The 11,657-nt window shown below is 58.7% G+C and carries 9 protein-coding genes; 1 reads left to right on the top strand and 8 read right to left on the bottom strand.

Annotated features, from left to right (window positions below):
* Positions 1 to 65: 65 nt before the first annotated feature.
* From I6F33_RS26555 to I6F33_RS26535, 5 genes are all read right to left on the bottom strand, one after another.
* On the bottom strand, positions 66 to 893 hold the full coding sequence (locus I6F33_RS26555) for a formyl transferase (RefSeq protein ID WP_225132507.1): 828 nt from the start codon (positions 891 to 893) through the stop codon (positions 66 to 68).
* Entirely contained in the window at positions 887 to 1,801 is a 915-nt protein-coding gene (locus I6F33_RS26550) for a polysaccharide deacetylase family protein (RefSeq protein ID WP_225132508.1), read from the bottom strand. Before I6F33_RS26550 ends, I6F33_RS26555 begins: the two co-directional genes overlap by 7 nt.
* Before the next feature lie 6 nt (positions 1,802 to 1,807).
* Positions 1,808 to 2,881, bottom strand: coding sequence for a glycosyltransferase family 2 protein (locus I6F33_RS26545; protein WP_081493014.1), 1,074 nt, complete (start codon positions 2,879 to 2,881; stop codon positions 1,808 to 1,810).
* Positions 2,882 to 3,218: 337 nt separating this feature from the next.
* Positions 3,219 to 4,016, bottom strand: a complete 798-nt coding sequence (locus I6F33_RS26540) for a hypothetical protein (RefSeq protein WP_128265386.1) — start codon at positions 4,014 to 4,016, stop codon at positions 3,219 to 3,221.
* 95 nt (positions 4,017 to 4,111) lie between these two features.
* Positions 4,112 to 4,714, bottom strand: coding sequence for a transglutaminase-like cysteine peptidase (locus I6F33_RS26535; RefSeq protein ID WP_225144593.1), 603 nt, complete (start codon positions 4,712 to 4,714; stop codon positions 4,112 to 4,114).
* 351 nt (positions 4,715 to 5,065) lie between these two features.
* Between I6F33_RS26535 and I6F33_RS26530 the strand changes: the two genes are divergently transcribed.
* The gene (locus I6F33_RS26530) at positions 5,066 to 5,458 is read left to right on the top strand and encodes a hypothetical protein (protein WP_225132511.1); all 393 of its coding nucleotides are present in this window, start codon (positions 5,066 to 5,068) and stop codon (positions 5,456 to 5,458) included.
* A gap of 312 nt (positions 5,459 to 5,770) precedes the next feature.
* Here I6F33_RS26530 and I6F33_RS26525 read toward each other — a convergent pair whose 3' ends face one another.
* The 3 genes from I6F33_RS26525 to I6F33_RS26515 form a co-directional block, all read right to left on the bottom strand.
* Positions 5,771 to 7,084 carry an HlyD family type I secretion periplasmic adaptor subunit gene (locus I6F33_RS26525; protein WP_225144592.1) on the bottom strand — a complete coding sequence of 438 codons (1,314 nt, stop codon included), beginning with the start codon at positions 7,082 to 7,084 and terminating at the stop codon, positions 5,771 to 5,773.
* On the bottom strand, positions 7,081 to 9,015 hold the full coding sequence (locus tag I6F33_RS26520; protein ID WP_225144591.1) for a type I secretion system permease/ATPase: 1,935 nt from the start codon (positions 9,013 to 9,015) through the stop codon (positions 7,081 to 7,083). The genes I6F33_RS26525 and I6F33_RS26520 overlap by 4 nt, the downstream gene beginning before the upstream one ends.
* Positions 9,016 to 9,108: 93 nt before the next feature.
* A complete protein-coding gene (locus I6F33_RS26515) occupies positions 9,109 to 11,520 on the bottom strand; it encodes an Ig-like domain-containing protein (RefSeq protein ID WP_225144590.1) in 2,412 nt (803 codons plus the stop codon).
* Positions 11,521 to 11,657: the final 137 nt, after the last annotated feature.

The following is an 11,657-nucleotide window of genomic DNA, read 5'->3' as shown; positions in this document are numbered from 1 at the left end:
TCTGCTGGGGCGGCTTACGACTTCGGTCGATAAGGCGAGCTTTTGCACGATTGCCCGTCAGCGAACTACCTGTCGTTTTGACCAATGATCGAGATTTCGGCGATGGACCTCAGACGGGCGAGCCGGCGTCGCGCCACCAATTCCGGACCAATGGTCAAATCGGCTCCACGGTACTCGCGCCCAAGACTGAGATCTTGCGAAACTCCGCTCAAGGTGCCCGCCACATAGCGTTGAACCACTCGTACATACGCTTCGGCACCGACCATCACGGCTCGGCCAAAAATCCTATGCAAATCGTCCCCTGGTTCGTATCTCGAATGCACTGTCTCAAAGATCGGCCCGCTGTCGACGCCGGACGTGCATTCGTGAATGGTCGCACCGAGCATGTCCAACTCGTCGTTGACTACAGGCCAAAAGCTGCACGCGGTTCCGCGATACTGGGGGCTAATACCTGTATGCAGATTGATGCAGATATCGGTTGCAGAGTCGAGGACCGCATTCTTCACGACCGACGTGCCGTAACTAAGAATCGCATCGGGGCGTCTCTGCCGCAGGACTTCCAAGCTTGCGGTGCCGTTTATGCCCTCGACATAGACGATTCGATCAGATGCATAGAATGTTTGAGCCTTTTGCCCCAACAGACTTTCAAGTGACCGGGTCCGGGCCTCATCGTCTCGAATCATCTTGAGAAAGACAGCACGGGTTGCCTTTCCTAAGAAATGCACCAACCCCTTCCGTACGGCGCGCCGCAGTCTTGTTCTCCGTGCTGACCGGTCCACAATGATGCGGTCAATGGCGAGTCCAGCGCAAAGCATGTTTGCGACATAGCGATGTTCTGGGCCATCCCGCGTCAGAATCACTATTCTCTTTTGTTCGGGCTGCCCAGCTACCATAGCCAATCTCTCGCACACCGTAGTACAGGCATAATCCGGAGCTTGAACGGAATCTCTTCTGGCGCGGCGTTCCCCAGGCTAATCCGATAGAAAATGTCAGCCGCCGGTTTAAAGCGGTTGCTTTTCGCATGCACTAAAAAGATCGCCTTGTGATTACGCCGTGCGGCGCGCAGCGCACCTTCGGTCGCGTCCAATGCATTCCCATAGGGAATACTCAGGCATTGAACCGTTTGTCCCGATAACTTCTCCAGAAGCTCTCGGCTTTGCACGATCTCGGTCTCCAACTCGCTCGATGAAAGCGAACGAAAGAACGTGTGGCTCATCGAGTGGTTTCCTACTTCTATCCCTAAGCTCGCAAACCGCTTGATATCGGTGATATTAAGAAAAAGCTTCGATGTACGCCGGAGTTCCAATTCATTGGTGCCCATTGCGGTACACAGCTGCTGCTTCGCCTCGGCAATTTGCGCCTGAGTCCATTTTGAAATCACGTTAGCGATGAGCCTAGGGACTGATGTTGGTCCGGTTTCGTTGATGTTCAGGAGAGCTATCAGTTGCTGTTTACCGAGCACCACCGCTGCCAACGATAAGATATTATCCACTGGCAATCTGCTTCCCAGCAGCGTTGTCGGATTGACGAAGAACAGCGAAGGTGCATTTGCCGTTTTAAGGACAGTACTTGCGGTATCGAGAACTGAGCGATATGCGTCATCGAAGGTGATCAGCAAAGGTTTACGCGGCAGAGTGCCATTTACAAGGTCCGATCCGCTCACCACGTCAAAATGACGCGCGAAATACTTGACGTGCTTCTCAAAAACCTCTGGCCTTGTAACAACTCCAAGCTTGCTGGTTAACGGGTCTTCACGGTCCGCGATATGATGATAGACCACAATGGTAACGTCGCGCCGCATCAGTGGCTATCCCTGGCGCGAGCGGGATAACGCGTCCCCTAACGGACGTTCCACAGCCGCTACCTCCTCTGGCAGCTTGTTGCGCGGATTGCCGCGCGCGCTCCTCACGCCGACATTGCTCCAGCCATTCACCCAGCGTTGACGATGCTGCCAGACATAGCGCCAGTTTCGCGCCTTTTCACGCAGATCACTTCTGCCGGAGACCAGGCCGGCCGTTCCGTACGCAAGCAAGCGCAGGAGGGGGAGAAGCATGTACAGTGTCTTGCCTGCGAGAATCGTCGCAGCAGAATTGTGACGCCGCAGCAGCGTGATCCGGCCGGCAAGGACCTTGATGCGTTGCTCTGCTTGATCGGGCTCGGAAGACTGGCCGTAATGAATGATGGTAGCTGCAGGCGTGATGGTTGGGGATGCACCAAGCTTGCGCGCCCGGCGGCACAAGTCCGCTTCTTCACCGTACATGAAAAACTCGGGATCAAAGCCGTCAAGTTGCTTCCAAAGTTCGCGGTCTATGAGAAGAAAGCAGCCCGTGACAATGTCGACTGCACGAATGCTGTCACGCTTCCAACCACCGTATCCTTCGGGATTGAAAACCGAGCTGCTGCGCTTCAAGCTGGTCAGACCAGTAGCAAAACAGAAGATGCTCCATAAGGTGGCATCTCCCCAACAGGAGCCAGGATTCAAGCGGCCGTCAGACAGCACGGTGCGCCCGCCCCAGATCCCAAAGCGCGGATTCGCATCGGCGAACTCGTGCAGATGATCGATTGCGCGATTCAAGATCAGGGTGTCCGGGTTGAGCAGCAAAAACCGGCGTCCCCGCGCCCGCATCGCGGCGATGTTGTTGGCGCCGGCAAACCCAAGATTTTCTTGCGACGCGATGAGCTCGAGTTGAGGGAAGTTTGCGCGAATGGCTTCCGGAGATCCGTCTGTTGAAGCGTTATCGAAAACGATGACTTCGTAGAGTACTGTCGTTGTTTGTGCCAAGACAGATCGAATACATTCGAGCGTCATGGTGCGCGTGTTGTAGCTCACGATGATGATCGAAATGTCGGGCTCAGCGGCCCGATAAATTGCATCCGACATGGGATTCAGCCTCATGCGATACGTCAGGCCCCCTTCAATGTTCGACCGAACCCATCTTCGACAACCATCTTGCTCGAACGCGATTTGTCAGGCCCGTCCTTCCTGATGGTCGGCAAACCATCCGGAATTGGCTCATCAATGTGGTGAGTGCCTGGCGACCCGGCTCGGCCATGCTAAGTGCGCGCAGCCTTCCTCGTCTTCTGTATGGCATAACCGACTGGAACCCACGATTAAATATTTATATTGTTAAATTGGTTTAATTTGCAAGTTGTTATTTCCGGACGAGCGACCTTAATCCGAGAATGCAAGCCGCGCGGGACTGGGGCAGGAAAATGGATCAGCGGATCCGAGGCTGAGGAAGCAAGCTCCCCGGGACGAGCTGGCCATTGACGATGGTTGCACTCCTGACGTTTTCCCATTTGGTGATCGTCATTGTTCCGCCGCCCGCATTGTTAATCAGAAATGCGCCGTACAGGAACGGACCAACGAAATACACATCCTTAAGGGAAACAGTGACGTTCATGCCATCGGGATGCATTCGCAACCCGTAAGGTCCGCCCCAGAACAAGACGTTCTCAAAGCTAACTGAGCCCCCCAATCCATCAGCGTAGAAGAAACCGGCCGTTGCATTCGTGTTGTTGTAGGTCTTGAATGTTGTATTGCGAACCGTGATGGCGTTGGTTTTGCCAGGATCATAACACTGAAGCCCGTCTGCGTGATCGCCCGGCAAACCCTTGGTTTCGATGTAGACGCCGTCCATGTTGATGCCGCCAATACCGTCGGAGCCAATACACCGGAATCCCTCGTTGGATCGAATGCGGGAGTTTTTCAGAGTGCAATCCCCGCAAACGACGGAGCTTCCATCGTTGTTGTGATCCCAGGACCGATGCTCGACGACTTCACCGTTGCTGAAGAACTTCCCGTAACGGGTGTATGGCTCGGAGGTATTTCCAGCAAAGCGGGGGTCATCAAATGAGAGTGGAGGAGCCGACGCAGGAGAAGGCAGCCGCGAGGAGGCAGGACCTGCCGCTTGGCTGGAGGAAAGTGTTTGATCCGCCAGTGCGGAACCGGCGTAACACAAGCCGGCGGCTATTTGCGCCCAGCTAAAGCCTCGCCAACGCGATAATTTCTTCACAGATTTCCCCTTCAAATGATTGCGACCATGCGGAATTGCGCGTTCAGACCGCAGGCGATCTTAACCAGAGATATTTCACTGAATGGTTGTCGGGTTCATGCTCCCTTCCCTTCGATTCTCGCCCACAGAATGTGGCGTGGCATTTGCACCCGAACCCAGCGATAGTGAACGCGCGACCATGGTTTGATTTCGGGTGATAGATTGTCGAGGACGAGATCGCCATTTCGCGTGCGCACGAGAAGCACGAGGTGGTGCTCTCCGGTACTGACGACGACTTCGCTCAGTAGCAGGACTCGCGCAGGCCAGCCGCGTCGAAGCAATTCGTGGCGCTTGCTCACGGCGTAGTCATTGCAATCGCCGTGCTTCGGGTTGATGACCCATTCCTCGCCGGCAAGGCCGAGCTCGTTGCGCGTCGGCACGATGGCGAAATTGACCGCGCGATTGACCTCCTGCAGAGCCGCCCAGCGGTCCTCGGTCAGCCGGATCGGCCCACCGCGAAACGAGCGCGGCGGAAGACATTCCGCCTCGTAGCGCAGGCAGAACACCGTGTACGCAAGGGGCGGCAGCGTCGGGTTTCCCAGTTCGATGTGCTGCCCTGACCGCGGCGTAGCCGGCAAGGACATGCGCCCCGCCCCGGCCCATTGAACTCCTCCGAGCATGATAGCGACCGCCACGACGGAGCCGAAGGTTCGATACATCTGCCGATCCCCTCGCAAACGCAAAACTGAGGCTCGGATCCGCTGGCAGGCTGACACCGACAGTCCCGCGGCAACCATATTTCATCTTTAATTTATTTAATTTAATTGTCAATTAAATATAAGCGGCGGGAAGAAATAATGCGTTTGCGCATTATTCAGTACAGCCAACAAGCAGATCGCCCCCGCAGACGCGTCCCGGCCCGGCCGCATCGCCGGCCGCTATGAGCTGCTCCGCAGCGTTCAGAAATAAGCCGCCAATTTAACGATTCCCACGAATTAATCGTTGATTCAATGCGCCCTCCGGCAGATCGTATTCCGAACGACCTCTCCGCCTCACAATCGAGATTGCACATGCCGGAAGAACTGCTCGTCATTTTGGGGGCTGAAGCCATCCTGCTTGTCTTCGTCACAGCGATGACTCTGCGCAGCAAGCGAATGGATGTGCTGAGCGGGCTGCACCGCCGGGCGGTTAGCTGGTCCGCCTGCCAACACAGCGAGCCCGCGCCATACTCGGTCCGTGCGCGCGCCGGAGCTTTGCTGTCGGCACTGCCGACGTGGATCGGTACTGCCAGGCTCACCCCAGCCAATCTCTGGCGGCTGCTCAGACACGCCCAATCAGGCCTGACGAAGGGGCGAAAGCTGTCCACCCTTGTGGCTCGTTCCTGGCGGCCAGAGCCCCCTCAAGCCACGCCGTCCGTCTCCAGCCGCATTGCAGGGGCTCGTCGTCAGCTCGGTGCTCGTTGATGCGGCCAACGTTGCGGTCTGCCCCGCATCGACTCGATCGATCTCGCGGCGCAATCTTGAGCTCCGGGCGGTCGAAGCCAACGATAGGCTTCGGATGCAATGCGACGAGCGGCGAGCCATCCGCAGCGAGCAGCTCTCCTCGGTGTTCACCCAGCTCACGGCACGCCTGCAAGCCCGTCGTTATCTTTTCATTTGGGCTTCTTTTTCGTCTTGAACATCAATGTTATTCGCAGCAATGGACAAACTCTTGAGATTCCTCTCAGCCCCGAGTGCGGGTGCGCTCGGGGCTGTGTCGTTTCAAATCCAAAGGGCTCAGCGCTCTTTGAATGCGCGCTGCGCCTGATCGTGTAGCGGCTTGAGCAGATAGGACAACGCGGTCCGCCCCGCCGTCTTGATAAAGGCCTCGACAGGCATGCCGGGCAGCAACTTGGCCGAGCCGAGCTTCGCCAGCTCTTCCGTCTTCAGCAAGACGCGGCCTGTGTAGTAACTCGTGCCAGCACGCTGATCCTGCGTGATGTCTGCCGAGACCATGCTGACCTCGCCGTCGATTTCGGGCGTGGTCTTCTGGTTGAATGCTGCGAAGCGCATTGTCGCGGTCTGCCCCACGTAGACCTGATCGATATCCTTCGGTGCGATCTTGACTTCGACCGCGAGCGAGTCCGCGTCAGGAACGATCAGCATGATTTGCTCGCCCGGAGAGATCACCCCCCCGACCGTGTGGACGCTGAGCTCGTGGACGCGACCGGATTGTGGCGCCCGGATATCGACCCGATTCAACTGATCCACCGCCGCAGTCTTGCGCTCGCCCAGCTCGGAGAGTTTCGAGCGGGTTTCGATCAGGTCCTTGCCGACCTCGGTACGGAGGTCCTGGTCGATCTGAATGATTTGGAGTCCGATTTCGGAGATCTTGCCCTTCGACTGAGCGATCATTCCTGCGAGCTGGCTGCGCTCGCCCTCGATGCGGGCGGAGTCGCGCTCGAGGGAATTGAGCCGGGTGATCGGCACCAGGTTCTTCTGCCAGAGGCTGCGCACGCCCTCCAGCTCCTGTCGGATGAACTCCACTTCCTTCTGCTTGGCCTCCGTCTGCCCCATATAGCCCTTGATTTCGTTCTCCAACTGCGCGCTCTTCTCCTGCAACTGCGCTTTTTGGCCGCTCCTCGCCTGACGACGCAGGTCGAACAGCTTCCGCTCCGCGGCGATTGCACGGCTTGCCTCGGAGTTGCTCTCTTTGGCCCGGTCGAGCAGTACCTTTGGAAACACGACCTGTTCGGCACTATCGCGCTCGGCCTCGAGACGGGCCTGCCGTGCCAGCAATTCGTCGATGCTATTCGTGACGATCGTCGCATTCGCGAGCGTCTGCGTCTCGTCGAGGCGGATCAGAATGTCGCCTGCATTGACCCGATCGCCCTGGCGCACGCGCAACTCTCCGACGATTCCACCCGTGGCGTGCTGGACCTTCTTGACGCTCGAATCCACCACGACCACGCCCTGCGCGATCACCGCGCCCGACAACTGGGAAGTCGTCGCCCAGCCGCCGACCCCAAAAGTCACCAAAGCGAACATGATCATTCCGACGATCATGTAACGTTGGATGGACTGCAACGCCGGCGCAATCTGATCGTTCATCGGCCGCCTCCTTGAGCTTCTGCGACGACCTTCAGCGGCACCGGAGTCCGCAGCACTCTCTTGAGTACCTCCTCTCGCTTGCCGAAGGACTGAACTCTGCCTTCGCCGAGGCACAATACATGGTCCACACCTTCCAGCGCCTTCGGCCGATGAGCGACAACGGCCACAATCCCTCCGCGGCGTCGCACGTTCAGGATCGCCTCTGTCAGAGCCTCCTCGCCCTCCGCATCTAGATTGGAAGAGGGTTCGTCAAGCACGACCAGGAAGGGTTTGCCGTAAAAAGCGCGCGCAAGCGCGATACGCTGCCGCTGCCCCGCCGACAGCGCCAGCCCTCCCTCGCCGATCTTCGTGCTGTACCCGTCCGGCAGTGAGAGGACGAGGTCATGCGCGCCCGCGGCGCGGGCGGCTTCCAGAACAGCGGCGGCGGTTGCGTTCGGGTCGAAGCGTGCAATGTTCATCGCAATGCTGCCGTCGAACAATTCTACGTCTTGGGGCAGATAACCGATGTGCTTGCCGAGGTCGTCAGAAGACCAGTGATCGAGGGCGGCGTTGTCGAGCCGGATCCTGCCTCGAATGCACGGCCACACGCCAACCAGCGCACGCGCCAGCGTCGACTTGCCGGATCCGCTCGGACCGATGATTCCGACCGCCTGCCCACTCCGCAGCTGGAATGACACTTCGCTGAGAGTGGGTCTCTCGGAGTTCGGAGCACTGATATAGAGGTTCTCGGCGCTAAGGGTTTCCACAGGCGCAGGCAATGCCAACCGCTCCTCCTCCTGAGGAAGAAGCTTCAGCAAATAATCGAGCCGTTGTCCCGATTGGCGCGCCGCGACGAACCCCTTCCAGTTCGCAATTGCCATTTCGACAGGCGCAAGGGCCCTCGCGGTGAGGATCGATCCGGCAATGATGATGCCGGCCGTCGATTCCTGGTTGATGACGAGGACGGCGCCAACGGCAAGAACCAGCGATTGCAAGATCGCGCGGAAAATCTTCGAGGCACCACCGAGTCCGTTTGCGACATCGCTGGCCCGTTCATGGGCTGCGAGGTACTTTGCGTTGGCATCCTGCCAACGCAAAGCCGCTTGTTGCCGCATACCCATGGCCTGCAGAACTTCGGCGTTGCGCCGTCCCTCGAGCGCGAGGGCAGTTCGCGAAATGGCAAGACGCGAGCTCGCCTTTGCCGGACCTCGGGTACGCGTTTCCGTGAGCATCGTAATGCCGACCAGCACCAACGCACCAGCCAGCGCAGTGATGCCAATCCAGGAGTGAAAGAGGAAGCAGACGCCGAGATAGATCGGCATCCAGGGCAGATCGAAGAGCGCCGTCGGCCCTCCGCTCGACAGGAAGCTGCGGACCTGATCGAGGTCCCGCACCGGCTGCAGGCCGTCGCCATCCGCTCTGGTCTTCAAAGGCAGGCGAACAAGAGCGTCGAAGATGCGAATCCCGAGACTTTCATCGAAATACCGGCCCACCCGGGCGCTGATCCTGCTCCTGACGAAGTCGAGCCCGCCCTGAAACAGGTAGAGCACCGTTGCCAGAGCCAACAGAGCGACAAGAGTCGGTATGCTGCGTCCGGGCAGCACCCGATCATAGACTTGCAGCATGAAGAACGAGCCGGTGAGCATCAGAAGGTTGCTCATGCCGCTGAATGCCGCTAGCGCCCAGAAAATCCGGCGGCAAGACCGCAGGAACGCCGACAACTCTGACTGCGACTCGTCATAGTGATCCACTGGCCGGGGTCGACCAGCGAATATCCGTGACCGCAGCACTTCGATCAGGCCCTTTGCCCAGCCGATCAGTTGCGGCGTCTGCAGTTGAGCGTTTTCCGCCCACTGCCGTCCGGCTGACCAGAGTCCTGATATGTAAAGAACTGGAATTCGATAGAGATTTGCGGGCGGGGGGAATACCCCCCGCCGTCCAAAGTCAATCATGGCTTCTGCCCCTGAAACGCGCCTTTGTTGGAAGATCCCTCAAGAGATCCCCCAAGGCAGTTGTTGAAGATTGCTCTCTGTGGATGCCGTCCCCTACGCGAAGTGGAAGTCGTTGCTGGTCAACGAGCCGAGCTTGGCGTTCTTCAGCGTGAGCGTATCGCTCCCCGTCGCGATCACGACATCGGTGCCTGACTGCGTCGCGTGGGAAAGAACGCTGGCAAAACTGTCGAACACACTCTTGCTGAACTCGATCGTGTCGTGAGCAGGTCCGCGGGCAACGAAGCCCTTGATGACGTCGTTGCCGAAGTTCGCGCCAAACACGAAAGTATCGGCCTGGCTGCTGCCAAGGAAGGTGTCATCGCCGGAAGTGCTGGTCAGGGTCGTGTTGCCCGGCGAAGCGATGAACGTACTGCCCGCAATAGCCGCGTTGCTACCGGTTGCAGTGGATGACGTAGCTACGCTGGACGTACCGATCTGCCCGTCACTGTTCAGGTCCTGATGGAAGCTGGTCTCCAGCGTCTTGAGGCCAGAGTCCGTACCCGACACCGAGCCACCGTCCGTGGAGCCGGTCAGGGAGCTGACATGAGACACGTAGTTGCCGTTATTGTCGGTATTCCACGCCGTGTACTGACCGGTGCTCGTCTCCTTCCAGGCAACTTGATAGCCCGTCGCCGTCTTCTCCGCGCCAATGGGAGTCCAGGTGCCATCGGACCCGCCCACGAAATCCACGCCGTTATCCTTTAGCGTCGGGCCAGTGCCGGTGCTGCCGTTGAGGTAGTATTTGCCGCCACTCTCAACGAGACTTGTCACACCAGCCGATTCGACGACCTTGCCAGTCGTCGGGGTTGGCGACGTCGGGATGGTCGCAGTGGAAGTACCTACCTGCCCGTCACCGTTCAGATCCTGATGGAAGCTCGTCTCGAGCGACTTAAGGCCAGAGTCAGTACCCGACACCGAGCCACCGTCTGTGGAGCCGGTCAGGGAGCTGACATGGGACACGTAGTTGCCGTTATTGTCGGTGTTCCACGCCGTGTACTGACCCGTGCTCGTCTCCTTCCACGCAACCACATAGCCCGTCGCCGTCTTCTCCGCACCGATGGGAGTCCAGGTGCCATCCGACCCTTTCACAAACTGCACACCGTTGTCCTTCAGCGTGGGGCCCGATCCGGTGCTGCCATTGAGGTAATATTTGCCGCCGCTCTCAACGAGAGTTGTCGCGCCAGCTGACTCGACCACCGTGCCGGCAGTCGGCGAGGTCGGTGTGGCTGGCGCCGAGGTGCCGGTGATGCTGGCGGTGAACGCAGTGGACGCCGGGCCGGTATTGCCTGCTGCATCCGTTGCCTTCGCGGTAAGGCTGTGCGAGCCGGCCGCAAGGGCGCTGGTTGTATAGCTCCACCCGCCGGTGCTGTTGGCAGTCGCGGTCCCGATCTGGGTCGTGCCGTCGAACACCTTCACGACGCTGCTCGCTTCGGCACTGCCCGACATCACCACCTGATTGGCGGTGTTCACGGTATGGCTGGCAATGGTCGGCGCAGTCGGAGCCTTGGTATCGATAGTGATTGCCAACGCAGACGACGCCGCGCTGGTCTGACCCGACGAGCTGGTCGCCGTTGCGGTCAGCGTATGTTTGGCGTCGGTCAGGATCTTGGTGATGTAGTCCCAACTGCCGCTCGAGTCCGTAGTCGTCGAACCAATTTGGGTCGTACCGTCGTAGATCTTGACCGTGCTGCCGGCAGCCGCGGTGCCCTTGAGCTCGATGGTATTGTCGTTGGTAATCTTGTCGCCAGCGGTGCCGCTGTCGGTCGAGAACGACGCGATAGTCGGAGCATCCGGCGCGGTCGGCGTGCTGGGTGCGGTCGGTCCTTCAACCGGAAGGGGAGGCGGGATAAGATCGCCGGGGATGAGTTGACCGTCCACGATCGTGGCGTAGCGAACATTCTCCCATTGCGTGATGTGTATGTTCGCATTGACCTCCTCCAACCAAAGCGCGCCATACGCAAATGGCCCCACAAAATACACGTCCTTGAGGGCGAGGTAGTCATCGTGACCGGCTCCTGCGTCCGCGGCAATGCGCAGACCAAATGGGCCACCGTCGAACACCACGTTATTGAAAGTGAACGTTCCGCTATAACCATCTGCGATGAACAGCCCAGCAGTGGCATTCTGGTCGTGCGATACAATGGTCGAGTTTGTAATGGTCAGATTCCCGGTGGCGCCGGGAGCATAGGCCTGAATTCCGTCGGCGTGATCGCCCGACAGTCCCGTTGTCTCGATGTACGTATTGTTGATGGTGACATCACCGCTGCCCCCAATGCGCACGCCTTCCCTTGAAGAAATACGGACGTCGTCGATGGTGAACGAGCCGCTCCCTCCGACGGCGACAGTGTCGCTCTGGTCGGAAATGCTCACACCCGAAATCGTCTCTCCATTTCCAAGCCAGACCGTCCCCGAATTGGTCTGGTCGCTAAACATCGGATCATTCCATGTCAGAGGAATGGATGCCATCTAGTTTTCTCCTGTTAATTTCAATCTGGTTTGCCCCTGGCACGCGCCCAATTGTTTCCCCAAGCGACGCGACCCCAAGTGCGACTCTGCTGGCGCAGCGCCGTTGGGGTGCGTCTTCCCGGCGGGTGGAGGCTTTT

The organism is Bradyrhizobium sp. BRP20 (genome assembly GCF_020194215.1).
Taxonomy (GTDB): Bacteria; Pseudomonadota; Alphaproteobacteria; order Rhizobiales; family Xanthobacteraceae; genus Bradyrhizobium; species Bradyrhizobium yuanmingense.
This window is presented reverse-complemented; position numbering and strand designations above follow the sequence as displayed.